The following is a 25279-nucleotide window of genomic DNA, read 5'->3' on the forward strand; positions in this document are numbered from 1 at the left end:
ATCGGATGCCGGCATCCTGCCGCCGGCAGGCCGACGCATCGCAAAAACATTCGACAGACACCGCCGTCGCCTGACGGCCAGGAGATCGCCATGACGAACTTCACCATCGACACCGACGCCGACGGCATCGCCCTCGTCACCTGGGACATGCCGGACCGCTCGATGAACGTCTTCACCGAGGAGGTGATGGGCGAGCTCGACGCGCTGATCGACCGTTTCGCCGGCGACGCCGCCGTCAAGGGCGTGGTGATCACGTCGGGCAAGGAAGGCAGCTTCACCGGCGGCGCGGACTTGAAAATGCTGCGCGGCATGTTCGACCAGTTCGAGGAAAAGAAGGCGGCCGATCCCGACGGTGCCATCGCCGAACTCTTCGAGCGTGCGGGCCGCATGTCCTGGATCTACCGCAAGCTCGAGACCGCGGGAAAGCCGTGGGTCGCGGCGATCAACGGCACCTGCATGGGCGGCGGCTTCGAACTGGCCCTGGCCTGCCACGGCCGCGTCGCCGCAGCCACCGCCAAGATGGGTCTGCCCGAGGTGAAGGTCGGACTCTTTCCAGGGGCCGGCGGCACCCAGCGCGTGCCGCGCATGACCGACACGCAGTCGGCTCTGCAGATGCTCCTGAAGGGCGAGACGCTCTCGGCGTCGAAGGCCAAGGCGATGAAGCTGATCGACGAGGTCGTGCCGCAAGCCGACCTCGTCGCCAAGGCCAAGGAGATGCTGAAGGCCGGCCTCTCGCCGGTGAAGGCCTGGGATCAGAAGGGCTTCAAGCTGCCGAACGGCATGGTCTACTCGGCGCAAGGGGCGCAGCTCTGGCCCGCCGTTTCCTCGCTCTACCGCAGGGAGACCTCGGACAACTATCCCGGCGCGCGCGCCATCGTGAAATGCGTCTATGAAGGCCTGCTGCTGCCGATCGACCTCGCACTGAAGGTCGAGCAGCGCTGGTTCACCAACGTCCTGCAGACCACCGAGGCGGCGATGATGATCCGCTCGCTCTTCGTCTCGCTGCAGGAGCTGAACAAGGGCGCCCGGCGGCCGAAGACCGTTGCCCCGCACACCCTCAAGACCATTGGCGTGGTCGGCGCCGGCTTCATGGGCGCCAGCATCGCCTATGTCACCGCCAAAGCCGGCTTGAAAGTCATCCTCGTCGACCGCGACCAGGAAGCGGCCGACAGGGGCAAGGCGCACAGCCAGGGCCTGATCGAGAAGCTGGTCGGCCAGGGGCGCGCCAGCAAGGACGACGCGGCGGCTCTGCTCGCGCTCATCACCCCGACGCCGGACTATGCCGCGCTTGGCGAGGCCGATCTCGTCGTCGAGGCGGTGTTCGAAGACCGCGAGGTGAAGGCCGACGTCACGCGCAAAATCGCCGCCGTGCTGAAGCCGGGTGCGATCTTCGCGTCCAACACCTCGACCATTCCGATTACCTCGCTTGCCGAAGCCTTCCCAGACGCCGAACGGTTCATCGGCATCCACTTCTTCTCGCCGGTCGACAAGATGATGCTGACCGAGGTGATCATGGGCGAGAAGACGGGCGATACCGCTCTGGCGGTTGCGCTCGACTTCGTCCGGGTGATCAAAAAGACCCCGATCGTCGTCAACGATACCCGCGGCTTCTTCGTCAACCGCTGCTTCCTGCGCTACATCTCTGAAGCCTACGACATGCTGATCGAGGGCGTGCCGGCGACGATGATCGAGAACGCAGCGAAGTTCGCAGGCATGCCGGTCGGCCCGCTCGCCCTGAACGACGAGACGGCCGTCGACCTCGCGCAGAAGATCATGAAGGCGACGATCCGCGACGAGGGCGAAGGCGCGGTCAACCCGGCGCACTTCGCGCTGATCAACAAGCTCGTCGACGACGAGGGACGGCTGGGGCGCAAGAACGGCAAGGGGTTCTACGACTACCCCGCCAAGCCCGCCAAGAAGAGCCTCTGGCCCGGCCTGAAGGCGCTCTACCCGCAGAAGAAGGCAGAGGACGTCGACTTCCCCGAACTGAAGCAGCGCTTCCTCGTCACCATGGCGCTGGAAGCCGCACGGACCATGGAGGAAGGCGTCGTGACCGATCCACGCGAGGCCGATGTCGGCTCCATCCTCGGCCTCGGCTTTGCGCCCTATACCGGCGGCATGATCTCCTACATCGACGGCATGGGGGTGAAGAACTTCGTAGCCATCTGCGAGCGGCTGGCGGCGAAGTACGGCACGCATTTTGCCCCGACGCCGCTGCTGCGCGACATGGCGGACAAGGGCGACAGCTTCTACGGCCGCTTTGCGCCGGCGGAAGCGCAGGCCGCCTGAACGCAGACGCAACCCGCAGCCACAAATCAAAAGGGGCGAGCCAGCCGGCTCGCCCCTTTTCATTGAACAATCCCGCGGTCCTAGACGCTCTGCGTCTTGCGCACACGGCGGAAGAGGCCGCGCTTCTCGCTGGTCGCCGGCTTTCCCCGAGAGGCGCTCTTGCCGATGGTATCGGCGACCCGCGCCCCGCGCTCGCCCAGCGGCTTTGCCGGTAGGTCCGTGGTATCGAGCGCCGTCTGGTGCTCGAGTTCGGCATTGATCTCGGCGCCGATGATGAAGATCGTCGACGACACCCAGACCCACATCATGAAGCCGATGACCGCGCCGAGCGAGCCGTAAGTCGCGCCGTAATTGGCAAAATTCTGGAGATACCAGGAGAAGGCGATCGACGCCGCCAGCCAGACCACGGCGGTCAGCAGCGCCCCGAGAAACACCCAGCTCCAGCGGGCGCGGTTTCGGCTGGGACCATAGCGGTAGATCATGGCAATGGAGCCGACAATCAGCGCGAACACCACGGGCCAGCGCAGCGAGGCGATCAGCACGTCGCTGAAGCTCGACAGGCCGAAGATCTTCATGATCACGGGCACCACGCCGACGGTGACGATCAGCATGATGCCGATGAACACGGCGCCGAGGGTGAAGCAGAAGGCGACGAGGTTCAGTTTGATAAAGCTGCGTTGCTCCTGTTCGCCATAGGCGACGTTCATGGCCTCGAACAAGGTCTTGATGCCGTTGTTCGCGCTCCACAGCGCGACGGCGAGACCAATGATGAAGCCACGCGACAGCGAGGCCGGGTCCTGGCTGACCAGCGTCTCCAGCTGATTCTGCAGGAGCTCGGTTCCCGCCTGCGGCAGGAACTGCCCGATGAAGGCGATGTGATCGGAAATGGTCGAGGGATCGGCGACGAAGCCGTAAGCGGAGACGAAGACCGCGAAGGCCGGGAACAGCGCCAGCAGCAGATAGAAGGTGGCGCCGGCCGCGATCAGCAGCACGCGGTCTTCGAAGAACGAGACATAGAGCCGGACAAAAACGTCCTTCCAGCCCTTCCAAGGAATTGCCGTCGGATGTGCAGCATCCCTCCCCCGTCCGGGCTCGCTCGCCCGCCGGCGCATTTCCTCGCTGGTACTGGTGCCGAAACGGAGGCTCATGATCTGTTACTGTCCTGTTTCGGCGCTTCTTTCGCGCAAAGGCCTGCAGCTCATTGCCCACAGAGCACAGCGCAGAACGCTCCACAACAATGCCATAATTCGGCCGAGGTTCCTGGAGGAAACGCTTGCTGTCACGGCCCCGAGAGGGATAAGGCGAGCGGATTGACCGGCAACGAGGAGCGACCGATGACGATCGACTACTATTACAGCTCCTCCTCCCCCTATGCGTATCTCGGGCACGAGGAAATCCGCTCCGTCGCCGGCCGGCACAATGCCAAGCTCAATCTCATCCCGGTCGATCTCGCGGCGATCTGGGCGGTATCCGGCCAGGTCCCGCTCGCCAAGCGGCCGAAAATCCGCCAGGACTACCGACGAATCGATCTGCAGCGGGTGGCACAGCGCCGCGAGTTGCCCTTGAATATCGAGCCCAGGTTCTTCCCGGTCGATGCCTCCTTCGCCGACCTCTGCGCTGTCGCGCTGATCGCGCTGGGCGAGAACCCGATCGACTTCGTCGAGAAGGTGTTCACCGGCGTCTGGGTCCGCAACGAGGACATCGCCGACCGCGTGCAGATCGAGGCCTATCTGAAAGAGCTCGGCTTCGACGCCGCGACGGTCATGGCGAAGGCCCAGGCCCCGGAGTCGGCCGCTACCCGCAAGGCGAATGCGGACGCCGCGGTCGCGGCCGGCATTCCGGGCGTTCCGGGCTATGTGCTCTCCGGCGAGCCCTTCTTCGGCCAGGACCGCATCGACGACCTGGAGCATGCGCTGGACAGCGGACGCCGGCCATTGCGCATCGGCGAGTAGCGGCCGCGCCGAAACGTGGTTGGCAACGAATCCCGCCACTGGACAAGCTGAGTTGCGGCCACTACACAAGGGGTCTCGGAGGTATATATTCCTCCATCCTTGTAACGACGGACGGTCACGATGTTATCGCATGAGCGCATCTGGGCAGCGATAGATACCCTTGCCAAGCGGCACCGGCTGTCGCCGTCCGGCTTGGCCAAAAAGGCCGGCCTCGACCCGACGACGTTCAACAAGTCGAAGCGGAACAGCGTCGATGGTCGTCCGCGCTGGCCCTCGACCGAGTCGATCTCCAAGATCATGGCGGCCACCAGTTCGACGATCGAGGAGTTCCTGACGGCCATGCCGGGTCCTGGCGTGGGCTCGAGCGGGTCGCGCGCGCCCTCCTCAGTGCCGCTGCTGGGCTTCGCCCAGGCCGGTGCCGGCGGCTTCTTCGACGATAGCGGCTTTCCCGTCGGCCAGGGCTGGGACGAGATCGTGCTGCCGCAGGCGGGCGGGACGGAGCCTGTCTATGCCCTGGAGGTCGCGGGCCAGTCGATGACGCCGCTCTACCGCGAGGGCGACATCGTCATCGTTTCGCCCGGCACGTCCGTGCGCCGGGGTGACCGCGTGGTGGTGCGCACCAAGTCCGGTGAGGTGATGGCGAAGATCCTGCAGCGCCAGACCGCGCGAACGATCGAACTCGCCTCCGTCAACCCTGACTTCCCGGACCTGCAGTTCGGGGTCGACGAGATCGAATGGGTTGCCCGCATCGTCTGGGCCAGCCAGTGATCGCTGGCAGTTCTCTCCTCGCCCACAGGCGGGCGCAGACGGACCCCAAGGCCTGATGTCTCTGGATGCCGGCAGCGCCTCTTCGCGCGCGGACGTCGAGCGCGGCCTGAAGATCGCACTGGCCCTGGCCGTTCTTGTGATCCTGGTGTTTTCGCTGGTCGGTCCAGAGGGCCGGCGGGCGCAAGCCACTGCGGAGGCGCAGGCAGCAGCAGAAAGCCGGCCTCCGGATACCGACACCCGCAGGCCACCCGTATCAACAGCCCCCAAGGCATGGTCGGCACCACCGGCCTCGCTGGCGGAAGCTCCCGCCGGCCGCGTCCTGCCGCCGCCCCCTGTTGCAACGCCAGCGCCCTCCTCCAACCGCCTTGGCGGCCCGCGTCCGACCAGCGTCACCGCACAGGCCGAAATGATGGGGCCACCGGCGCCGCGCCTGCGGCTCCTGCCGCGGCCGATCGCCGTCGACAGCGCGACCTTCCAGATCGGCAGCGGCAGGCTCCGCCTAATCGGCATCGAACCGCTGGCGACGTCGGCGGTCTGTGGCGAGGGTGGGAGCGCCTGGCCCTGTGGCATGCAGGCCCGCACCGCCTTGCGCGGCTGGCTGCGCTCGCGTTCGATCCTCTGCAGCGTCCCAGATGGTTTCGGCCGGCGCGACGAGACCATCGCCGCCCGCTGCCAGCTCGGCGACGCGGATATCGCGCAATGGCTGGTCGAGAACGGCTGGGCCCGCGCGCGGGACACCAGCCGCTATACGATCGTCGAGGACAATTCGCGCAAGGCCAGTCGCGGCATGTGGCGGACGGGCGGCCCCGCCGCACCTTGATTAAAGGGTGGCTTCAGCCGGCGGCCAGCTTGCCGTCCAGCGCGTCGCGGATCAGCCGGCGCGTTTCCGGAATGCCGTAGAGCGAGACGAAGGAGCCAAAACGCGGTCCCCGCTCCTGGCCGATCAGCGTCTGGTAGAGCGCCTGGAACCAGATGCCGGAAACGCCCGGGCCGCCGTTCGGACCGGTCTTCTTCAGGTCCTGGTAGCGCTCGATCGGGCGGGCGACGTCGAGGATCGCATCCTGGATCGTGTCGCTGTCGACCGTCCCGCCGACGGCCTCTTCCTGCAGAACGCCAAGCTTCTTGTCGAGGGTCTCGAGGGCAGCGCGCTCGACCTCGTCGGGGGCACGGAACACCTTCGACGGCGCGACGAAGTCGGTGAAGTAGCGCAAGGCATAGCCGACCATGCGGTCGAGTTCCGGCGCCGTCTCGGCCGTGACGCCCGGGGCGTAGCGGGTGATGTAGCCCCAGAGCGTGCCTGCGTCGCCGGCGTTCGATGCCGAGACGAGGTTCAGCAGCATGGCGAAAGGCACCGCGATGCCCTCCGTCGGCGGCACGCCGCTGTGGATGTGCCAGACCGGGTTCTGCAGCTGCTGCTGGAGCGTCTGCCGGCCGAAGGCGTCGAGGAAGGAATAGTACTCGTCGACCGCCTTCGGGATCACGTCGAAATGCAGGCGCTTGGCGGCGCGCGGCTTGCCGAACATGTAGAAGGAAAGGCTCTCCGGCGAGGCGTAGGCGAGCCAGTCCTCGATCGTCAGGCCATTGCCCTTCGACTTCGAGATCTTCTGGCCCTTCTCGTCGAGAAAGAGCTCGTAGTTGAACCCGTCCGGCGGCAGCCCGCCGAGCGCCCGGCAGATCTTCGAGGACAGCGTGACGCTGTCGATCAGGTCCTTGCCGGCCATCTCGTAGTCGACGCCGAGCGCTGTCCAGCGCAGGGCCCAGTCGGCCTTCCACTGGCACTTCACGGCGCCGCCGGTGACTGACGTCTCGATCCGCTCGCCGGTGTCGGGATCGGCATAGGTGATGGTGCCGCGGTCGGCGTCGCGGTCGATCATCGGCACCTGCAGCACGATGCCGGTGCGCGGATGGATCGGCAGGAAGGGCGAATAGGTGGCACGGCGCTCGGCCCCGAGCGAGGGCAGGATCACCTCCATCACCTCGTCATAGCAGCGCAGCATGGTCAGCAGCGTCTCGTCGAAGCGGCCGGCGGCGTAGTAGTCGGTGGCCGAGGCGAACTCGTAGTCGAAGCCGAAACGGTCGAGGAAGGCGCGCAGCCGGGCGTTGTTCGCCGCGCCGAAAGACGGGTACTCGTTGGAGAACGGGTCCGGAATGCGGCTCAGCGGCTTGCCGAGATGCGTCAGCATCATCTCTCGGTTCGGCACGTTCTCCGGCACCTTGCGCAGGCCGTCCATGTCGTCGGAGAAGCAGAGGAGCCGCGTCGGCACGGCGTCGGCGGTCAGCGCCCGGAAGGCGGTGCGGACCATTGAGGTTCGAGCGACTTCGCCGAAAGTCCCGATATGCGGCAGGCCGGACGGACCATAGCCGGTCTCGAACAGAACTGGACCCGTCTTGCCGGTCTTCTCCCGCCGCTCGACCAGCTTGCGGGCCTCCTCGAACGGCCAGGCGTTCGAGGTCTGAGCCTGCGTGACCAGCTCGTCGGTGACAGTCAGAAATTCGTGCCGGGCAGCGGCCATGAGATCCTCGGTCTTGTCGGTCGGTGAACGGCACCGATGCGAACCCCGGCGGGGCCGCAGCGCTCCAGCCGCTGGGATCGTCTATGGCGGGGCGGGCGCGCCGTCAACAAATCCGGAGATCGATCGCCGTCAGAACGCGCTGAGCGGGAAATAGCGCAGCATCAGCTCCGAGAACCGCCGCTTGGCGACAACCTGACCGATGGCATAGTCGAGCGCCTTGGCAAGATCGGCGTTCTTCTTGTCGACGGCGATGGCCAGCCCCTCGCCGAGGAAACGCTCGGAGAAATACGGCCCGCCGGAAAAGCTGCAGCAGTTCTCGGCCGCATCGCTCTCCAACCAGAACGCAAAGCCGACGCCATCGCCGAAAACGGCATCGACTGTCCCGCCTCGGAGGGCGGCGAAGGCCAGGTCGCGGCTGTCGAACGGCACCGGTTCTGCCACCGGGAAATAAGCCTTCAGCATGGCCTCATGGCCGCTGCCGGCAACGACGCCGATGCGCTTTTGCGCAAGCGTCGTGGCGAACGGTGCGGCCAGCGGCCGATCGTTGCGCGTGACGAAACGTGCAGCGAAACGAAAATAGCTCTCGGTGAAGGCGAGTGTGCCGCGGTTTTCAGGCGTGACCGCGACGCCGGCGATCACCGCTTCGGCCTCGCCCCGCCGCAGCGCCGGAAGAAGGTCAGCGAACGGCCGCGCCTCGATCTGGCACCGATCGATCAGGCCCAATTCCTCGCAGGCGGCGCGGACGAGATCGACGTTGAAGCCACCGAGCCTGCCGCGCGCATCGAGGAAGTTGAAGGGGGGATAGTCCACGCTGGTCAGGAACCGCACCCGCTCCAGCGCCGGCAGGGCCGGTTTGGCGAGACGCTGGCGCTGATCCCAAAAGTTCGGCGTGGCGGCTTCCTGCGCGCCGGCAACAACCGCCGTTAGCAGAAGCATTCCCGCACAAGCAACCTTGAATAGAAGTCGAGACACCAATCATTCCCTCAGCGGTTTGTTCACGCCATCCGCGCTTCAGTGGAGGATCACCGCCGTAGGGTTGCGTCAACGAGCGGTGGCACACCATGCCGTTTTCAGCAGGATACGCTGATATGCGTGACGAGGGGACCCTCACAAGGCCCTCCTTGCGATCTCTCGACGATCCGTCCCCTGCAAGATCTGCCACGCTGGCGGCAGGAGAGGCGCCCGACCAGGCCGACGGCGCATCAGGTCTTTCCGCCAGCCGCTTGCCGAGCCTTCTCGGACAGCTCGGCATTTCCCCCGCCGATCTCGCCAATGCACGCCTTGCGGCCCGGCTGAACGGCTCGGACGTCGGGCTGGAGTTGATCTGCGCCGGCAAGGCAAGCGAGGAGGACCTTGCCGAGGTCATCGCCAGAGCGCTGTCGATCCCGGTCGCGTCGATCACCTCGGGCGATGCCATCGTCGGAAAACCGAGATGGCCCTCCCCCGAAACTGCCGCCTGCCCGAGATCGCTGCGGACCTGCGACGCGGATCTCGGCGGGAAACTTTTCGTTGCGCCGCGCCTCGAGGACATCGGCACCTTGCGCGGAATCCTCAGCCGCCATCCCGCACGCCGGTCCTCGTTGCGCGTCACGACGCCGACGGCAATCGCCCGCCATTTCGCGGAAGCATCGGCAAAGTCCCGCAGCGACGCTGCCCGCCTTAGCCTTGCCGCTTGGTCACCGGCGCTGTCCGCGCGCGAGGTGCTCACCGGACCACAGGGGCTGGCCTGCGCGGGCGCACTGGCGCTTCTCATCGCCGCCCTTTGGTTTGCTACCGGCGCGGTGATCCTTGCCGTTCACCTGCTGATCGTGCCGCTGTTCCTCGTCGGCAGCCTCTGGCGGTTGAGGGCGGCGGCCGACATTTTCCGCGGTCGCCCGATCGCCGCCGACCGCGACGATCACAGCCCGCCCCCGCGGCATCCCGTCTACTCCGTCCTCGTCGCCCTTCGCCGGGAAGCGGAGATGGTACCAAGGCTGGTTGCCGGCCTGGCGGCGCTGCGCTGGCCGCGCTCGCGCCTCGAGGTGTTGCTGGTATGTGAGGCCGACGACCCGGAGACCATCTCGGCCGTCGAGGCAGCCATTCGCGGGCAACCGGGTTTCCAGATCGTCCTGGTTCCGCCCTCCTTGCCCCGCACCAAGCCCAAGGCATTGAACGTCGCGCTGCCGCTCGCCACCGGCGAATTCCTGGTTCTCTATGATGCCGAAGACCGGCCCCATCCCGAACAGCTGCACGCCGCCTGGCAGGCGTTCCGGCAGGGCGGCCCGCGCCTTGCCTGCGTTCAGGCGCCGCTGGTCATCGGCAACGGCAGCTGCAGCTGGTTGTCGGGGCATTTCGCGCTGGAATATGCCGCCCTCTTCCGGGGCTTTCTGCCTTGGCTCGCCCGACAAGGCCTTCCACTGCCGCTCGGCGGCACCTCCAACCATTTCCGTCGGGAGGCGCTGGTCGCGGTCGGCGCCTGGGACAGCCACAACGTCACCGAGGATGCCGACCTTGGCATCCGCCTCGCCCGCCGCGGGCTGGTGGTTGGAACGATCGACGTGCCGACCGGCGAGGATGCACCGGAGCGCTGGAGTATCTGGCTGCGCCAGCGGACCCGGTGGATGAAAGGCTGGATGCAGACCTGGCTGGTCCACATGCGCCAACCCATCCGGCTATGGCGCGAACTCGGTCCCGGTGGGTTCCTCGCTTTTCAGGTCCTGTTCTTCGGCATGGTGGGGTCCGGGCTCGCCCATCCGCTCTCCCTCGTGTTCATCCTCTATTCCTTAAGCTCGGCCGTTGGTTCAACTCCGCTTTTGAAGGCGCTGGTCGTGGCGGACTCCGTCATCCTGGTCCTCGGATATCTTGCCTACGGCGTGCTGCTCCTCAAATCGCTCTCCCCGAAGGAAAGAAACCTGTTTCGGCCACTGTTCGTGTCGGTCTATTTCTACTGGATGCTCGTCAGTCTTGCCGTGCTGCGCGCCATGGTCCAACTGGTGGCCGCCCCGCATCGTTGGGAGAAGACGCCGCACGGCATGGCCGCCAAGGCAAAGGCCGGGCTCCCGTCAGCTCCAAGGTTGGCCGCTCCTGCAGCAGACTGAACCGCCGCGTTCCGCCATTTTCGCCCGGCCAAACGCCGGCTGAACGCCCGAAGCGCTTGCCTCGCCCGTCGCATCCACGCTTGATGCTCCAGAACGGCGCATGTCGAGATGGGCATTCGGGTGAACGTTCTACCTCGATTGGGGGAGGCCAGATGATCTCTTGATGCCCCGCACGCGCGGACGGAAAGAATTGCACGGGCGGCGTTCGGGAGGGATCTGCTGCGGCGGCAGACGCGTGTTATCCTTCAACTGTCGCCTGAGCTTATTCGACCTTATCGATCCTCCAGCGAGACAGGGCTCGCTGCCCGTTGGTGTCGCAACGGGCTTCAAAAACGACCCAGCAAAATGCAATTTCCGCGCGCTGTTGGCGACAGCATGCATCCGGCGACGAGAATGAACGTACCTGATTATTCGACAACGAGAATGATCGACATGACGCCTCGGCTCAACCCTTTACAGATCCTCCACCTGATCTCGCGGCTGCGAAGGTCCGCCGAGGAAGGTCAGCAACGCGTTGACGACTATGATGATGACGGCCTGCAGCTCTGCCTTGCCGCCGGGTTGATGGTCGATGCCGCCGATACGCTGGAGGCTTTACTGTCCGAGTGGCCCGCCAACGACGACCGGTCGGAGAGGAAGCTGGATGATCTTCAGCAATAGCACCGGGCGATCGTTGAGCGGCGGCATCCCCGCGTCAAGCCGAATGGCCGCGTCCAAAATATCAACCTTCGTGCGCTCCCGTTTGCGAATGACGGCGCTTCATGTCCGCCCCCGGCATCGCCGCGCAAATTTAGTCGACCGCTATCTCCGTTATTCCTGCTGCCACATGGGCTCGTTCAGCCGCGCTGAAATCCACTCCTGCGCGTGATCGATATCATCGAAGACCTGGTCCGGCGGATAGGGCAAGGTCCCGAAGGTCGCCTCAAGGTTCCACTTGCCGGCATAACGAACGCCATGGACGTGTTCCTCCAAACGCACGATCACCGCCACGAGGTGGTCGCCCGCGTAGACCAGAAGGCCGTTCTCATCCGTGCTGGTCGTCGCGACCTTTACCGGCTGCAAGCGCAAGGCCTCTCTCCCCAGCCATAGTGTGACAAAGGACGCCTCGAACCATTGAGCGTCTGTCTGTCCTCACGGGGGATACGGATGATAGGCAGCAACAGATGCGCTGTCACGAGAACGTGTTTCCGAGGTTGCACGTCAAAGTCCGGGGGTAGCGAACCTAACCTTCCACGTGCGATGACGCTCTTCTGAAACGTGTCCGGCGAATTTCACTCCTGGACCAGCTGGATATGAAAACGGGGGCCTCAGCCCCCGGATGTCATCGCCTGGAAAAGGCCTCGGTTAAGAAGAGACTTCCTCGTCTTCCATCTCTTCGCTCTTCGAAGCTTCAACCTTGGCCGCCTTTTCGGCCGCAACCGCATCGCGCTCGACTTCGCGCGCGGACGACTGGTCAGCCATCAACAGCCAGGCAGCCTCGGCGCGCTTGCTGCGGTCCCTGACGTTCTCGAGCTTTGTCTCGGACGCCTCGCGGGCACATTCGGCCGCGCGTGCCAGATAGAATTCGCTAGCCAAAGCCACCGCATGCTCCTTGATCGACGAACCCAACACAACCCGGAAAACCCGCCGATCAGGGGTCCAAGGCGACCGTCGCTCGCAGCGTGGCCTGCACACCGAGATCCCATAGGTGCCGATCTCGTGTGTTCAAGAGTAAGAGATGGGGCAATCGGCAGAAAAAACAAGCATGACGATCGATTGACCGTCCCGGCATTGCCTTAATTACCGGAGGGCAGCTTAGCGGCGTCGCTATCTCAGATCATCGGTCCGGATGGAACCGGAAGCGCCGGCCCCAGAGAAACTCTCCGATAAAATGGCTGAATGTCGGATGCCGTTGATCTGCGCGCGTGTGCGTTTTCTCAGTCGAAGGCTGCCGAAGCTAAGCAGACCGCCAGGCATGCCCCATTCGCTGTAAGGTCAAGCGGGTGCCCAACCCCGACGGCAGGCCGCCGAGGCTGGGCGGAACTTCAGGCCGCGCCGTAGCCGACGACGCCCTTGATCTCCAGAAACTCGTCGAGGCCAAAATCGGCATATTCCCGGCCGTTGCCGGATTGCTTGTAGCCACCAAACGGGGCACCGGCGTCCCAGGCGGGGTAGTTGATGTAGACGTTGCCGGCGCGCATCTTGGCCGCCATCCTGCGTCCGCGGGCGAGGTCCGCCGTCTGAACATAGGCTGCAAGACCATAGACGGTGTCGTTGGCGAGCTCGGCCACTTCGTCCTCGCTGTCATAGGTCAGGATCGACAGGACGGGACCGAAGATCTCCTCTCGGGCGATGGTCATGTCCGGCGTGACGCCGCTGAACACCGTCGGCTTGACGAAATAGCCGCGGTTCAGCCCGTCGGGACGGCCGAGACCGCCGGCGACGAGGTTGGCGCCTTCGGAAATGCCGCTTTGGATCAGCTTCTGGATCTTGTCGTACTGCACCTGGCTGACGACCGGGCCGAGCGTCGAACTGTCGGCATCGGCCGGCCCCACCTTGAAACCTGCCGCTGCCTTCGCTGCGATCGCCGCCGCCTCGTCGGCGCGTGCCGCGGGGACGAACATGCGCGTCGGCGCATTGCAGGACTGACCGGAATTGCCGAAACAACCGGCAACCCCTTTGCTCACCGCAGTATCAAGATCGACGTCGTCGAGGAGGATGTTGGCCGACTTGCCGCCGAGCTCCTGGTGAACACGCTTGATCGTATCGGCGGCGGCCTTGGCGATCAGGATGCCGGCCCGCGTCGAGCCGGTGAAGGAGACCATGTCGATGCCGGGGTGCTTCGAGATCGCCTCGCCAACGCCGGGGCCATCGCCGTTGACGAGATTGAAAACGCCATTCGGCACACCGGCCTCGTGCATCATCTCGGCGAACAGGAGACCGCTCATCGGCGCGATCTCGCTCGGCTTCAGCACCATGGTGCAGCCAGCCGCGAGCGCTGGCGCGACCTTGCACATGATCTGGTTCATCGGCCAGTTCCACGGCGTGATCATGCCGACGACGCCGATCGGCTCCTTGGCGATCAGCGTGGTGCCTCGAACTTCCTCGAACTGGTAGGTCTCGAGCGTCTCGATCATCTTCTCAAGGTGCAGCGAACCCATGGCCGCCTGGGAAGAATTGGCCATCGCCAGCGGCGCGCCCATCTCCTGGCTGATCGCCGACGCCATCTCGCCATAGCGCGCCTTGTAGACCGCCAGCAGCTGGCGCATCAGCGCCAGGCGCTCTTCCCGGCTGGTCAGCGAAAATGTCGCAAAGGCACGGCGCGCGGCTGCAACCGCCTTGTCGAGGTCGGCAGCGGTGCCGATGGAAATCTCGGCAAAGGCCTCCTCGCTCGACGGGTCGATCACGGCGAGCGTTGCCGGGACGATCGGGTCGACCCATTCTCCGTCGATATAGAACTTCAGCGCGTTGGCCATGGCTGTTCCCTTCCGGTGACGATCTAGCCCGTATGGCGTAGCGCGCGCCCAACGCGGGGGTCAACGCATCGCCGCAGCCGCCTGCGTGCCGACACTTCGATCGAGACCGTACAAGACCGGATTTGTCGATGGCCGGCTGCATCCCCCGCCGCCGGATCCCGTAGCTGCCGTCATGACACAGCAGAGCAGCATGATGGCGGCAGACGAGGACAGGAATTCGCAACGAGCGGCGGCAGCCCTGGCGGCGGGGACTTCACCGACACGGGTGTTTCGGCTGGAAGCCGGACTTCCCCTCGCGCACCTCGCGGCGCGCGCCAACCTGTCGATCGAGCGGCTGGAGCGGATCGAAAGCGGGTCTCCCCCGCGTCTCGACGAGATGCTGGCTCTTGCGAGGGTTCTCTCGGTGCCGGCCGAATGGCTCTTCGACGAGGCGCGCGAGGACGGGCCGGCCGAGCGCCTTCCCTGAGCCCAATGAGCGCAGCGGCTCTGCCAACGCTTACGGGCGGTTGCGGCCTAGGCCGCGAGCGCGCCGAAACCCTTGCGCAGGAACGCCTGACCCTTTATGAAAATTGGGCGAGCGCGGGCGTAGTTCAGTGGTAGAACGCCAGCTTCCCAAGCTGGATGTCGTGGGTTCGATCCCCATCGCCCGCTCCATACTTTCCAGGGTTTCAGGATATGTATCGGCCGTCCCAACCTCGGTTGGACACGTATTGGACGGCATTGACGACATCTTGGATACGAACGAAAGCCTTGAGATCTCCGGGCTCGGCGCCGTCGATCGCGATGTGGCGATCAGCACTTGGCGCGTATTCCACACCTCTGAGTGCCGAAAACTCCAGCGTTTCGTTCAACGCACAGTACGCGGGTATGGATGCTCGCCCAGCCGATCTCCTCTCCCGCCAAGCGCAGTCGGAACAGGCATCACGCCGGCGTGATGGCAGCGAGCTGTCCGGTCACGCAAAGCATATTGTGCGCCGAACTATCGTGATGTCCGCGTCCTAGTCAGTCTGCTCCCCGCGGTTACTTAGCGGAGGAGTTAGATCCACCATGCGTCAGAACTCGACCTGATCTGGAAGCGGAGGCGCTTGATGCGCAACGGCTTCCTCATCGATCGCGTTGATGGCTGATTTTCTACAGTCGACCGGCGGGACCCATGACCACACGACGTGCCTTGTTCTTTCGCCGTCCCCTCGCCCTTCCGGCGATCCTTGGCGCTTGCTGGCTGCTGGCAGGCTGCAACTCCGAAGCAGATGAGGCTAAGGCGCCGGAGAAACCGCCGACGGAGGTCGGGTTCGTTACGACGAAGACGGAAGACGTTTCGCTGATCACCGAACTTGCAGGTCGGACTGCCGCCTTCGAGACTTCGGAGGTTCGCCCGCAGGTCTCGGGTCTGCTGCAGGAGCGGCTGTTTACCGAGGGTGCGACGGTCCAGAAGGGCGACATCCTCTACCAGATCGATCCGAGCCTGTTCGAAGCCGCCGTCGCCGAGGCGAGGGCCAATGTCGCCAGCGCCAGAGCGACCGCGGAGAATGCCAGCGGTCAGGCGGACCGGCTGCGGCCGCTGGTGCAGAAGGGCGTGGTCAGCGAGCAGTCCTTCACGGATGCCGCCGCGACATCGAACGCGGCGCTCGCCGCCGTGGCGCAGACCGAGGCGCAGCTTCAGACCGCCGAGATCAACCTCCGCTTCAGCCGTGTCTCCGCGCCGATCAGTGGCCGCATCGGACGGTCGGTATCGACGACCGGCGCGCTGGTCTCGGCTGCGCAGACCGATCCGCTCACCACCATCCAGCGGCTTGACCCGATCTTCGTCGACATCCAGCAGTCGTCGACCTCGCTCCTGAAACTCCGCGGCGCGCTCGCGTCGAGCAAGGTCGCGGCCAACACCGCCGAGGTTCGGCTGAAGCTCGAGGACGGCAGCGACTACCCCCTGAAAGGCATGTTGAAATTCACCGAGGTGACGGTGAGCCCCGATACCGGCTCGGTGACCTTGCGGGCGGAGTTTCCCAACCCGGACGGGCTCCTCCTTCCCGGCATGTATGTGCGCGCTGTGTTCTCGCAGGCGCAGGCCCAGGACGCGATCCTGGTTCCCCAGCAGGGCGTCACCCGCAATCCGCGCGGCGAGGCGACGGCGATGATTGTCGGGGACGGAGACAAGGTTGAACTGCGCAGGATCGAGGTTGGGCGGGCGATCGGCGATCGCTGGCTGGTCACCGGCGGCCTAGCCACCGGCGATCGTGTGATCGTCGAGGGCGTCTCGAAGGTAAAGCCGGGTGCCGTTGTTCGTCCGGTGGAAGCAAAGCTCGACGAGGAGAACAGGAAGACGGCCGAAAAGCCGGTCGCTTCGCTATGATCAGCAAGGTCTTCGTCGATCGCCCGATCTTCGCCTGGGTGATCGCGATCGTCATCATGCTGGGCGGTGCCGGATCGATCTGGTTGCTGCCGATCGAACAGTATCCGGATGTCGCGCCCCCGCAGGTCAATATCCGCGCCACCTATCCCGGCGCTTCGGCGGCAACTCTTGAATCGAGCGTGACGCAGGTCATCGAGCAGCAGCTGACCGGCCTCGACGGTCTCATCTACTTCACCTCGACCTCCTCGGCCGAAGGCACGGTGACGATCGCGGTGACCTTCGACAAGGGAACCGATCCCGACATTGCGCAGGTGCAGGTCCAGAACAAGGTCCAGCAATCGGTCTCCCGGCTGCCGCAGCAGGTGCAGCAGCAAGGCCTGACGGTGACGAAGTCGAACAGTGACTTCCTTCTGGTCGCAGCGGTTTACGACGAAACCGACCGCGCCACGGATGCGGACATTTCCGATTATCTCGCGTCGAACCTGCAGGAGCGGATCGGCCGTTTGCCGGGCGTCGGCGACACGAACCTCTTCGGCTCGCAGTATGCGATGCGGATCTGGCTCGACCCGGGACGCCTGTACTCTTACGGCCTGATGCCCGCCGACGTCATTTCCGCGATCGAGGCCCAGAACACGCAGGTCGCGGCCGGACAGATCGGCGCCCAGCCCTCGCCCGCCGACCAGATGCTGAACGCCATCGTGACCGCACGGTCGCGCCTGACGACGCCCGAGGCTTTCGAGAAGATCGTGGTGCGGACCGAGAGCAGTGGGGCCCGCGTCGTGCTCGGCGACGTCGCCCGCGTCGAGCTCGGCAAGGAGAACTATACCCGCTTCACCCGTTTCAACCGCCATCCGGCATCGGGTATCGCCGTCCAGCTGGCGCCGGGCGCCGACGCACTGGAGACGGCCGAGCTCGTGAAGAACCTCGTCGAGCAGCAGTCCGAGAGCATGCCGGACGGCTACCGCGTAACATTTCCCCGCGACAGCACCGACTTCATCCGCCTCTCCATCGACGAGGTGGTGAAAACCCTGGTCGAGGCGATCGTTCTCGTTGTCGTCGTGATGTTCGTGTTCCTGCAGAATTGGCGCGCGACGTTGATCCCGACCATCGCCGTGCCCGTCGTGGTGCTCGGCACCTTCGGCGTCCTCGCGCTCTTCGGCTATTCGATCAACACGCTGACCCTCTTCGGCATGATCCTGTCCATCGGCCTTCTCGTCGACGACGCGATCGTCGTCGTCGAGAACGTCGAGCGCGTCATGGAGGAAGACCCTGACATTTCGCCGCGCGATGCGACGCTCCAGTCGATGGGTGAGATCCAGACGGCGCTGATCGCCATTGCCCTCGTGCTGTCGGCCGTGTTCCTGCCAATGGCCTTCTTCGGCGGGTCGACGGGCGTGATCTACCGCCAGTTCTCGGTGACCATCATCTCGGCGATGGTGCTGTCGGTGGTCGTCGCGCTGGTGCTGACGCCGGCGCTGACCGCCAGCATGCTGAAGCGGCGGACGGAAGCGACGAAGCGGCGTGGCATCGCAGCCGTCGTCGGTCGTCTCGGCGACGGCTTCAACCGAGGTTATGACCGGTTGCTCGGCCGTTACGTCGCCGGCGTCAAAGGGGCGATCCACCGGGCCTGGCTGTCGCTGATCGTCTTTGCGGGGATCGTCGCCGGTCTGGTCTTCCTCTTCCTGCAGCTTCCGGGCGGGTTCCTGCCGGTCGAGGATCAAGGCTACGGCATCGTCCAGTACACGCTGCCGCCCGGGGCGACGCTGCCGCGCACCATCGACACAGCGGCGGCCATCGAGGATCACTTCCTGGAGACGGAAGGCGCGAATATCGCCGGCCTGTTCACCATTTCGGGCTTCCGCTTCAGCGGCTCGGGGCAGAACGTCGGACAGGGCTTCGTCCAGTTCAAGCCTTGGGACGACCGCAAGGGCGAGGAGAACGGCGCGACGGCGATCGTCGGCCGTGCCAGTGGCCAGCTCGGCAGTGGCCTGCGCGATGCGCAGTTCTTCGCGCTGACACCCCCCTCGGTCCAGGGTCTCGGCCAGTCCAATGGCTTTACGATGCAGCTCCTGAACAGCGGGGAGCTCAGCCGGGACGAGTTCAAGGCGCGGCGCGACCAGCTGCTGGCGGCCGCGGCGGGCGATACGTCGCTGGCCCGCGTGCGCCCGAGCGGGCTCGAGGATGTGCCGACGGTGCAGATCAAGATCGACGACGAGAAGGTCGGCGCGCTCGGCATCAGCCAGGCGGATGTCGACCAGACGCTTAGCACGGCCTGGGGCGGCTCCTACGTCAACGACTTCGTCGATCGTGGCCGGGTCAAGCGGGTCTACGTCCAGGGCGATGCCGGTTCGCGTGGCGCGGTCGAGAGCCTCGACGGGTGGTATGTGCGGACGTCGAGCGGCCTGATGGCGCCGTTCTCGTCGTTTGCCTCGGTCAGCTGGGCGCAGGCGCCGACGACCCTGACACGCTTCAGCGGCTTGCCGTCCTACGAGATCCAGGGCCAGCCGGGTCCGGGCTTCAGCTCGGGGCAGGCCATGGAGAAGATGGCGCAGCTGGCGGCCGACCTCCCCGGCGTCTCGGTTGCCTGGAGCGGCCTCTCCTACCAGGAGCGCCTGTCGGCGGGACAGGCGCCGCTGCTCTACGGGCTGTCGCTGCTGGTGATCTTCCTATGCCTCGCCGCGCTTTACGAGAGCTGGTCGATCCCGTTCTCGGTGATGCTCGTGATCCCGCTCGGCCTCATCGGCGCGGTGGCGGCCGTTACCTTGCGGGGGCTGGAGAACGACGTCTACTTCCAGATCGGCCTTCTGACGACGATGGGTCTGTCGGCAAAGAACGCGATCCTGATCGTCGAATTCGCCGAGCTCGCCGAGCGGCAGGGCAAGAAGCCCTTCGATGCGGCGGTCGAGGCAGCGCGGCTGCGGCTGCGGCCGATCTTGATGACCAGCCTTGCCTTCATCTTCGGCGTTCTGCCGCTCGCCATCTCGTCGGGTGCCGGCGCGCAGAGCCGGATTGCCATCGGCACCGCCGTCATCGGCGGCATGCTGACGGCGACGGTGCTGGCGATCTTCTTCGTGCCGCTGTTCTTCGTCCTAGTCCGCTGGCTGTTCCGCTGGAAACATACCGGCTCGCTGGAGACGGTCGATACGGCGGCGGGAAGCGCACCCTCGCCGGCTGAGTAAGCCAGCGGGAAGCAATCATTTGACCTGAAACAATCTAACCGGCGCCATCTTTGGCACCGGTTAGATCGTCAGGCGAAGTGCTTCGAAAGCTTCAGGCCCTGCGCCTGATAGTTGGATGCGAGGTCGCGGCCGTAAAGCCGCTCGGGCAGCGCCGCCATATGCTCGTAGACCAGCCGGCCGACGACCTGCCCGTGTTCCAGGATGAACGGCACCTCGTGGCTGCGCACTTCGAGAACTGCGCGGCTGCCCGTGCCACCGGCACCGGAATGGCCGAAACCGGGGTCGAAGAAGCCGGCATAGTGAACGCGGAACTCGCCGACCAGCGGATCGTACGGCGTCATCTCGGCGGCATAGGCCGGCGGAACGTGCACCGCCTCGCTGGAGGCTAGGATATAGAACTCGTCGGGGTCGAGCACGAGTTCGCCGGCATCCGAGCGGTGGATCGGCTCCCAGAACTCGCGCAGCGGATAGCCTCGACGATCGACGTCGATGACGCCGGTATGGCGCTTGCCGCGGTAGCCGACGAGACCTTCGGCGTCACCGACGAGGTCGATCGACAGCGCAATGCCACCATTCGAGATGTTCGGCTCCTGCGAGGTCACCAGCCGCTCGGCGGCGTGCAGATCGGCGAGTTCCGCTTCGCCGAGCGCCAGACCGCCGGCGCGGAAGCGGATCTGACTGAGGCGCGAGCCCGGCCGCACGACGATCGGAAAGGTGCGCGGCGAGATCTCGATGAACAGCGGCCCCTCATAGCCCTCCGCCACCTTGTCGAACTCCTGCGCACCATCGGTGATGACGCGGGTAAAAATGTCGAGCCGGCCGGTGGAGGATTTCGGATTGGCAGCGGCCGTCATGCCGGCGGGCAGCTTCAGGCTCTCCATCAGCGGCACAAGGTAGACGCAGCCGGTCTCCAGCACGGCGCCGGGGGTCAGGTCGATCTCATGCAGCGAGAAGCGCTCGAGCTTCTCCGAAACCGTCCTGCCGCGGCCGGGCAGGAAGCTGGCGCGGGCGCGGTAGGCCTTGGTGCCGAGACGCAGGTCAAGGCTCGCCGGCTGGATCTGGTCGGCATCGCGCGGACGCGCCGTCTGGATCGCTCCGCTGTCGAAGAGCGCCGCGATCGCCCGATCCGGCAAAATTCCGCCTGTCATACCACTATCCCGTTCCGCCGCAGACGCGCGGCACCCGGCCGCAGGCCGCCGAAATGGCCATAGCAGAGAATTGACCTCTTTCCACCCGGGGCCTATTCTTCGCCTCGATAATTCGTGGTGATTTGGCCGGCCGGCTTGCAGCCACGTTAAACAACTCGCTAAAGGGCCGATCAGGACGGCGACGCTCCAGGACCGGCTTTGCGGCGACGCAGACGCCGGTTTTTCTTTGGCGCTGGCTCCTGGCCGCGCCCGACGCGCATGAACGGAGAACAGACATGTCCGACAAGACCCCGCGCAAGCTTCGGCCGGCGACGCAGATGGTGCATGGCGGAACCGTCCGCTCCGGTTTCGGCGAGACTTCCGAGGCGCTGTTCCTGACGCAGGGCTTCGTCTACCCCAGCGCCGAGGCCGCCGAGGCCCGCTTCAAGGGTGACGAGCCCGGCTTCATCTATTCGCGCTACGGCAACCCGACCACCCGCATGTTCGAGGAGCGGATGATGGCGCTGGAAGGCGCCGAGGATGCCCGCGCCACGGCTTCGGGAATGGCAGCGGTCGCCGCCGCCTTGCAGTGCCAGGTGCAGGCCGGCGACCACATCGTCTCCTCGCGCGCGCTCTTCGGCTCCTGTCGCTATGTCGTCGAGACCGTCCTTGGCCGGGCCGGCGTCGCCTCAACCTTCGTCGACGGCCGCGATCTCGACGCCTGGCGCGACGCGGTTCGGCCGGAGACGAAGGTGTTCTTCATGGAGACGCCGACCAATCCGACGCTGGAGATCGTCGACATCGCCGCCGTCGCCGAGATCGCGCATGCCGCAGGCGCCGTCGTCGTGGTCGACAACGTGTTCGCGACACCGATGCAGCAGAAGCCGCTGGAGCTCGGGGCCGACGTCGTCATCTACTCCGCCACTAAGCACATCGACGGCCAGGGCCGCTGCCTCGGCGGCGTGATCCTCTCGAACCAGGAATGGATCGACAAGAACCTGCAGGACTATTTCCGCCACACCGGTCCGTCGCTGTCGCCGTTCAACGCCTGGACGCTGCTGAAAGGTCTCGAGACGCTGCCCCTGCGGGTTCGCCAGCAGACGCAAAGCGCCGGCGCGGTCGCCGACCAGTTCGCCGCCTCCGGCCTGGTTTCGAAGGTGCTCTATCCCGGCCGCGCCGATCATCCGGACGCCGCGGTCATCGCCAAGCAGATGACGGGCGGCTCGACACTCGTGGCGTTCGAGCTCGCTGGCGGCAAGGAGGCGGCCTTCCGCTTCTCCAACGCGCTCGAGATCATCAAGATCTCGAACAATCTCGGCGATGCCAAGAGCCTCATCACCCACCCGGCGACAACGACGCACAAGAACCTTTCGCCGGAGAACCGTGCCGAGCTCGGCATATCCGACGGACTGCTGCGCCTGTCGCTCGGGCTCGAGGACATCGACGATCTCCAGGAAGACATCGCCGGCGCGCTCGCGGCTATCTGAACTGACGGGTCGCCAGGAGAATGCGGCTGATGCAGGTGACGCCGCAGAGCGCGGCAAAGCCATAGGCGAGCCAGGGGAAGGCCGATGGAAAGAGGCAAGCGAACGCGAACACCAAAAGCGTCTCGCTGGCCTCCGCCAACCCCGTCGTGAAGTAGAGCGACTTCTGCCCCCTCGCCTCGGTCGAAAGCCCCCGCTTGGCGGCAATGATGGCAAAGCCGAGGAAACTCGCGCCATTGGCATAGAAGCTCATCAGCAGGACCGCCGCCGGCAGACCGTTGGTGGCGGGGTCGGCGACGGCAAAGCCGAGCGGGATCGCGCCGTAGAAGATGTAGTCGAAGACGATGTCGAGATAACCGCCGAGGTCGGTCGGCTGGCGCAGCCGCGCCAGCGTCCCGTCGAGGCCATCGCAGAGGCGCGAGACAAGGATCAGCGCAAGGCCCGTCGTGTAAGATCCGAGGCCGATCGCGAGCGCGGCGCCGAGGCCGAGCGCGAGGCCGGCCGCCGTGACGCCATCGGCACTGAGCCCGGTGCGGTGCAGCGCGCCCGCCAGTCTCTGGAGGGCTGGATCGATCCGGCGTTTCAGCATTCCGTCGAACATCGTCTCTCTCCCGCACGACATGCGCCGAGCGCATTGACCTCATGGCGTGCCGACGCGATAACCAAGCTCAAGAACCCGCAAGCACGATGGCCAACATGTACAAGGCGACGACCCGCCATATCACCGTGACGGTGACGCCGAACTACCTGGAAAGCCAGTCGGAGCCGGAGTGCGGCCGCTGGGTGTTCGCCTACACCGTCGAGATCGAGAACGGGGGTCGGGATACGGTGCAGCTGCGCTCCCGCTTCTGGCAGATCACCGATGCGCGCGGGCATGTCGAGGAAGTTCGCGGCCCCGGTGTCGTCGGCGAGGAGCCGATCCTGACGCCCGGCGATAGCTTCACCTACACGTCGGGCTGCCCGCTGCCGACGCCCTCGGGCATCATGCGCGGGCACTACTCGATGGAAGTGCCGGACGGTCGAACCTTCGAGGTGACCATCCCGGCGTTTTCGCTGGATGCGCCCCAGGGCAAGCGGGTCCTTAACTAGCGAGGCGCCCGGCCAGGCGGGCGCCGCGTGATGCTCGCGCTCCCGCGGCCTCAGCTCTTGTCGAATTCGTCCGGTGAGAAGGTGTAGTGCTCGCCGCAGAACTCGCAGGTCACGGCAATCTGGCCGTCCTCGATGCTCTCCTCGATCTCCACCGCGGAAAAGTTGGACAGCACTTCCTTGATCCGCTCGCGCGAACAGGAACAGTCGTCGAGCACCTGCGTCGGCGGGTAGACCCGCACGCCCCGCTCATGGAACAGCCGGAACAGCAGGCGCTCGACGCCGACGGCGGGGTCGGTGAGTTCCGAGGCATGCACCGTCTCGACCAGCGCCTTGACCTCGGTCCAGGCATCGTCCGGCTCGAACGGCGCGACATCTGCGCCTTCGGGCGCATCGCCGCCCGGCAGGTCCGGCAGGCGCATGCGCTCGGGCGCGCTCGGCAGGAACTGCGCCAGCAAGCCGCCAGCCCGCCAGGATTCCTGGAAACCGCCGCCCTCTACCCGCCGGGCAATACGGGCCACCGCCAGACGGACGGTCGTCGGGATCTGCTCCGATTGACGGAAATAGCCTTCGGCGACCTCCTCCAGTGACGCGCCGTCGAGCGCGACGATGCCCTGGTAGCGCTGGCTGTGTCCGCCCTGGTCGACGGTCAGCGCCATCGTGCCGGCGCCCAGCAAGGTTTCCGGATCGGTCTTGCCCTCGGCCTCCGCCGCGGTCACCCGTTCTGCATCGAAACGGGCATAGGCGCGGACGCTGGAGGGCGTGGTGAAATCGACGACGAGGAGATCAACCGGCCCGTCGGTCTGGGTCTGGGCGATGAACTTGCCGTCGAACTTCAGCGAGGTGCCGAGCAGCACGGTCAGGACGATCATCTCGGCGAGAAGGCGGGCCACCGGCTCGGGATAGTCGTGCCGCGCCAGGATCTCGTCCAGCATGGTGCCGAGCTGCACTGCACGGCCGCGCGCATCCAGTGCCTCGACGGCGAAGGGGACCACGGCATCGTCGCCCGCAAAGCCGAACTCGCCGAGGTGCTGGCCGAGGTCCGACTGACCCAGACCGGAAGACGTACCGGACTCAGACATGTTTGCTCACTTCACCAAAACACCAAGCCAAGATGGATTTCTGCGCGTGCAAGCGGTTCTCGGCCTCGTCGAACACGACCGATTGCGGCCCGTCGATGACGCCGTCGGTCACCTCCTCGCCGCGGTGCGCTGGCAGGCAGTGCATGAACAGCGCATCGCCCTTCGCCTGCGCCATCAGCTGCTCGTTCACCTGATAAGGCGCAAACACGTTGTGGCCGCGGGCAAAATCCTCGCGCCCCATCGACACCCAGGTATCGGTCACCACGCAGTCGGCGCCGGTCACGGCCTCGACCGGATCGGTGGTCAGGAGGATCGAGCTGCCTTGCCCTCGCGCCCAGGCGATACGCCCCGCGTCCGGCTCGGAGCCTTCGGGGGTCGCGATCCGCAGATTGAAGTCGAAGCGGCTGGAGGCCTCGATCAGCGAGTTCAGGACATTGTTGCCGTCGCCGGTCCAGGCGAAGGTTCGCCCGGCGACCGGCCCGCGCTTCTCCTCGTAGGTCAGGAGGTCGGCCATGATCTGACAGGGATGGGTGTCGTCGGTCAGGCCGTTGATCACCGGCACCGTGGCATTCTCGGCCATTTCGATCAGCCGGTCGTGCGAGGTGGTGCGGATCATGATGGCGTCGACGTAGCGCGACAGCACGCGCGCCGTGTCGGCGATGGTCTCGGAGCGCCCGAGCTGCATCTCGGTGCCCGACAGGAACAGCGTCTCGCCGCCGAGCTGGCGCATCGCGACGTCGAAGGAGACGCGCGTGCGGGTCGACGGCTTGTCGAAGATCATCGCGAGGACCTTGCCCTCGAGCGGACGCGGACCGGACCGCCCGAGGCCCTTGCGGGCCATGGCGTCGCCGATGATGTCGCGAAGATCGGTCTTGGCCACCGAGGACAGATCGAGAAAGTGCTTGGGGGATGCCATG

Annotated in this window: 21 protein-coding genes, 1 tRNA gene and 1 riboswitch; of the genes, 12 read left to right on the forward strand and 10 right to left on the reverse strand. The window is 65.6% G+C overall.

What is annotated here, in order from left to right; all coding sequences use genetic code 11:
- Window positions 1-90 precede the first annotated feature (90 nt).
- A complete protein-coding gene (locus ACZLZY_RS08290) occupies window positions 91-2289 on the forward strand; it encodes an FAD-dependent oxidoreductase (protein WP_472933757.1) in 2199 nt (732 codons plus the stop codon).
- A gap of 80 nt (window positions 2290-2369) precedes the next feature.
- Here ACZLZY_RS08290 and ACZLZY_RS08295 read toward each other — a convergent pair whose 3' ends face one another.
- Entirely contained in the window at window positions 2370-3437 is a 1068-nt protein-coding gene (locus ACZLZY_RS08295) for a YihY/virulence factor BrkB family protein (protein ID WP_472933758.1), read from the reverse strand.
- 186 nt (window positions 3438-3623) lie between these two features.
- Between ACZLZY_RS08295 and ACZLZY_RS08300 the strand changes: the two genes are divergently transcribed.
- The 3 genes from ACZLZY_RS08300 to ACZLZY_RS08310 all read left to right on the forward strand — a co-directional run bounded on the left by ACZLZY_RS08300 (window position 3624) and on the right by ACZLZY_RS08310 (window position 5829).
- Entirely contained in the window at window positions 3624-4241 is a 618-nt protein-coding gene (locus tag ACZLZY_RS08300) for a 2-hydroxychromene-2-carboxylate isomerase (protein WP_472933759.1), read from the forward strand.
- 120 nt (window positions 4242-4361) lie between these two features.
- The gene (locus ACZLZY_RS08305) at window positions 4362-5009 is read left to right on the forward strand and encodes a S24 family peptidase (RefSeq protein ID WP_472933760.1); all 648 of its coding nucleotides are present in this window, start codon (window positions 4362-4364) and stop codon (window positions 5007-5009) included.
- 55 nt (window positions 5010-5064) lie between these two features.
- The gene (locus ACZLZY_RS08310; RefSeq protein ID WP_472933761.1) at window positions 5065-5829 is read left to right on the forward strand and encodes a thermonuclease family protein; all 765 of its coding nucleotides are present in this window, start codon (window positions 5065-5067) and stop codon (window positions 5827-5829) included.
- A 13-nt stretch (window positions 5830-5842) separates the two neighbouring features.
- Here the strand turns inward: ACZLZY_RS08310 and ACZLZY_RS08315 are convergent, their stop codons facing one another.
- Together ACZLZY_RS08315 and ACZLZY_RS08320 are read right to left on the reverse strand one after the other, a co-directional pair.
- Window positions 5843-7522 carry a lysine--tRNA ligase gene (locus tag ACZLZY_RS08315; protein ID WP_472933762.1) on the reverse strand — a complete coding sequence of 560 codons (1680 nt, stop codon included), beginning with the start codon at window positions 7520-7522 and terminating at the stop codon, window positions 5843-5845.
- A gap of 129 nt (window positions 7523-7651) precedes the next feature.
- Window positions 7652-8458 carry a transporter substrate-binding domain-containing protein gene (locus ACZLZY_RS08320; protein ID WP_472933763.1) on the reverse strand — a complete coding sequence of 269 codons (807 nt, stop codon included), beginning with the start codon at window positions 8456-8458 and terminating at the stop codon, window positions 7652-7654.
- 152 nt (window positions 8459-8610) lie between these two features.
- Here ACZLZY_RS08320 and ACZLZY_RS08325 point away from each other — a divergent pair, with 152 nt between their 5' ends.
- Together ACZLZY_RS08325 and ACZLZY_RS08330 are read left to right on the forward strand one after the other, a co-directional pair.
- Window positions 8611-10599 carry a glycosyltransferase family 2 protein gene (locus tag ACZLZY_RS08325; protein ID WP_472933764.1) on the forward strand — a complete coding sequence of 663 codons (1989 nt, stop codon included), beginning with the start codon at window positions 8611-8613 and terminating at the stop codon, window positions 10597-10599.
- A gap of 423 nt (window positions 10600-11022) precedes the next feature.
- Window positions 11023-11259, forward strand: a complete 237-nt coding sequence (locus ACZLZY_RS08330) for a hypothetical protein (RefSeq protein ID WP_472933765.1) — start codon at window positions 11023-11025, stop codon at window positions 11257-11259.
- Between the two features lie 150 nt (window positions 11260-11409).
- On the opposite strand, the gene ACZLZY_RS08335 is transcribed toward ACZLZY_RS08330, so the two are convergent.
- From ACZLZY_RS08335 to ACZLZY_RS08345, 3 genes are all read right to left on the reverse strand, one after another.
- Complete coding sequence (locus ACZLZY_RS08335) at window positions 11410-11667, reverse strand: hypothetical protein (protein WP_472933766.1); 258 nt, start codon at window positions 11665-11667, stop codon at window positions 11410-11412.
- A gap of 276 nt (window positions 11668-11943) precedes the next feature.
- Window positions 11944-12207: a hypothetical protein gene (locus tag ACZLZY_RS08340; RefSeq protein ID WP_472933767.1), complete on the reverse strand. Its 264-nt coding sequence runs from the start codon at window positions 12205-12207 to the stop codon at window positions 11944-11946.
- 416 nt (window positions 12208-12623) lie between these two features.
- Window positions 12624-14054, reverse strand: coding sequence for an aldehyde dehydrogenase family protein (locus tag ACZLZY_RS08345; RefSeq protein ID WP_472933768.1), 1431 nt, complete (start codon window positions 14052-14054; stop codon window positions 12624-12626).
- Between the two features lie 190 nt (window positions 14055-14244).
- Here ACZLZY_RS08345 and ACZLZY_RS08350 point away from each other — a divergent pair, with 190 nt between their 5' ends.
- The 4 genes from ACZLZY_RS08350 to ACZLZY_RS08365 all read left to right on the forward strand — a co-directional run bounded on the left by ACZLZY_RS08350 (window position 14245) and on the right by ACZLZY_RS08365 (window position 19583).
- The gene (locus tag ACZLZY_RS08350; RefSeq protein WP_472933769.1) at window positions 14245-14520 is read left to right on the forward strand and encodes a helix-turn-helix domain-containing protein; all 276 of its coding nucleotides are present in this window, start codon (window positions 14245-14247) and stop codon (window positions 14518-14520) included.
- 113 nt (window positions 14521-14633) lie between these two features.
- Window positions 14634-14708 (forward strand) — tRNA-Gly (locus tag ACZLZY_RS08355).
- A 499-nt stretch (window positions 14709-15207) separates the two neighbouring features.
- Window positions 15208-16404 carry an efflux RND transporter periplasmic adaptor subunit gene (locus ACZLZY_RS08360; protein WP_472933770.1) on the forward strand — a complete coding sequence of 399 codons (1197 nt, stop codon included), beginning with the start codon at window positions 15208-15210 and terminating at the stop codon, window positions 16402-16404.
- Window positions 16404-19583, forward strand: a complete 3180-nt coding sequence (locus tag ACZLZY_RS08365) for an efflux RND transporter permease subunit (RefSeq protein WP_472933908.1) — start codon at window positions 16404-16406, stop codon at window positions 19581-19583. Before ACZLZY_RS08360 ends, ACZLZY_RS08365 begins: the two co-directional genes overlap by 1 nt.
- Window positions 19584-19651: 68 nt before the next feature.
- On the opposite strand, the gene ACZLZY_RS08370 is transcribed toward ACZLZY_RS08365, so the two are convergent.
- A complete protein-coding gene (locus ACZLZY_RS08370) occupies window positions 19652-20731 on the reverse strand; it encodes a 2'-deoxycytidine 5'-triphosphate deaminase (RefSeq protein WP_472933771.1) in 1080 nt (359 codons plus the stop codon).
- A gap of 104 nt (window positions 20732-20835) precedes the next feature.
- A riboswitch (SAM riboswitch) is annotated at window positions 20836-20913 on the forward strand.
- A 93-nt stretch (window positions 20914-21006) separates the two neighbouring features.
- On the opposite strand from ACZLZY_RS08370, the gene ACZLZY_RS08375 reads away from it, so the two are divergent.
- Window positions 21007-22197 (forward strand): O-succinylhomoserine sulfhydrylase, encoded by a 1191-nt coding sequence (locus tag ACZLZY_RS08375; protein ID WP_472933772.1) that lies wholly within the window; start codon window positions 21007-21009, stop codon window positions 22195-22197.
- Here ACZLZY_RS08375 and ACZLZY_RS08380 read toward each other — a convergent pair.
- Window positions 22190-22795 carry a CDP-alcohol phosphatidyltransferase family protein gene (locus tag ACZLZY_RS08380; protein WP_472933773.1) on the reverse strand — a complete coding sequence of 202 codons (606 nt, stop codon included), beginning with the start codon at window positions 22793-22795 and terminating at the stop codon, window positions 22190-22192. The two genes, ACZLZY_RS08375 and ACZLZY_RS08380, sit on opposite strands and share 8 nt — an antisense overlap.
- 95 nt (window positions 22796-22890) lie before the next feature.
- On the opposite strand from ACZLZY_RS08380, the gene apaG reads away from it, so the two are divergent.
- The gene (gene apaG / locus ACZLZY_RS08385) at window positions 22891-23283 is read left to right on the forward strand and encodes a Co2+/Mg2+ efflux facilitator ApaG/CorD (RefSeq protein ID WP_472933909.1); all 393 of its coding nucleotides are present in this window, start codon (window positions 22891-22893) and stop codon (window positions 23281-23283) included.
- 50 nt (window positions 23284-23333) lie between these two features.
- Here the strand turns inward: apaG and ACZLZY_RS08390 are convergent, their stop codons facing one another.
- Window positions 23334-24362, reverse strand: coding sequence for an Hsp33 family molecular chaperone (locus ACZLZY_RS08390; RefSeq protein WP_472933774.1), 1029 nt, complete (start codon window positions 24360-24362; stop codon window positions 23334-23336).
- Entirely contained in the window at window positions 24355-25278 is a 924-nt protein-coding gene (gene argF / locus ACZLZY_RS08395) for an ornithine carbamoyltransferase (RefSeq protein ID WP_472933775.1), read from the reverse strand. Before argF ends, ACZLZY_RS08390 begins: the two co-directional genes overlap by 8 nt.
- Between the last annotated feature and the right edge of the window lies 1 nt (window position 25279).

The organism is Mesocryomonas lacus (genome assembly GCF_055730135.2).

Bases quoted from the DNA above. Each gene is read 5' to 3' on its own strand.
- ACZLZY_RS08290 (WP_472933757.1), top strand. From the start codon at position 91: ATGACGAACTTCACCATCGACACCGACGCCGACGGCATCGCCCTCGTC.
- ACZLZY_RS08295 (WP_472933758.1), bottom strand. From the start codon at position 3,437: ATGAGCCTCCGTTTCGGCACCAGTACCAGCGAGGAAATGCGCCGGCGG.
- ACZLZY_RS08300 (WP_472933759.1), top strand. From the start codon at position 3,624: ATGACGATCGACTACTATTACAGCTCCTCCTCCCCCTATGCGTATCTC.
- ACZLZY_RS08305 (WP_472933760.1), top strand. From the start codon at position 4,362: ATGTTATCGCATGAGCGCATCTGGGCAGCGATAGATACCCTTGCCAAG.
- ACZLZY_RS08310 (WP_472933761.1), top strand. From the start codon at position 5,065: ATGTCTCTGGATGCCGGCAGCGCCTCTTCGCGCGCGGACGTCGAGCGC.
- ACZLZY_RS08315 (WP_472933762.1), bottom strand. From the start codon at position 7,522: ATGGCCGCTGCCCGGCACGAATTTCTGACTGTCACCGACGAGCTGGTC.
- ACZLZY_RS08320 (WP_472933763.1), bottom strand. From the start codon at position 8,458: ATGCTTCTGCTAACGGCGGTTGTTGCCGGCGCGCAGGAAGCCGCCACG.
- ACZLZY_RS08325 (WP_472933764.1), top strand. From the start codon at position 8,611: ATGCGTGACGAGGGGACCCTCACAAGGCCCTCCTTGCGATCTCTCGAC.
- ACZLZY_RS08330 (WP_472933765.1), top strand. From the start codon at position 11,023: ATGATCGACATGACGCCTCGGCTCAACCCTTTACAGATCCTCCACCTG.
- ACZLZY_RS08345 (WP_472933768.1), bottom strand. From the start codon at position 14,054: ATGGCCAACGCGCTGAAGTTCTATATCGACGGAGAATGGGTCGACCCG.
- ACZLZY_RS08350 (WP_472933769.1), top strand. From the start codon at position 14,245: ATGATGGCGGCAGACGAGGACAGGAATTCGCAACGAGCGGCGGCAGCC.
- ACZLZY_RS08360 (WP_472933770.1), top strand. From the start codon at position 15,208: ATGACCACACGACGTGCCTTGTTCTTTCGCCGTCCCCTCGCCCTTCCG.
- ACZLZY_RS08370 (WP_472933771.1), bottom strand. From the start codon at position 20,731: ATGACAGGCGGAATTTTGCCGGATCGGGCGATCGCGGCGCTCTTCGAC.
- ACZLZY_RS08375 (WP_472933772.1), top strand. From the start codon at position 21,007: ATGTCCGACAAGACCCCGCGCAAGCTTCGGCCGGCGACGCAGATGGTG.
- ACZLZY_RS08380 (WP_472933773.1), bottom strand. From the start codon at position 22,795: ATGTTCGACGGAATGCTGAAACGCCGGATCGATCCAGCCCTCCAGAGA.
- apaG (WP_472933909.1), top strand. From the start codon at position 22,891: ATGTACAAGGCGACGACCCGCCATATCACCGTGACGGTGACGCCGAAC.
- ACZLZY_RS08390 (WP_472933774.1), bottom strand. From the start codon at position 24,362: ATGTCTGAGTCCGGTACGTCTTCCGGTCTGGGTCAGTCGGACCTCGGC.
- argF (WP_472933775.1), bottom strand. From the start codon at position 25,278: ATGGCATCCCCCAAGCACTTTCTCGATCTGTCCTCGGTGGCCAAGACC.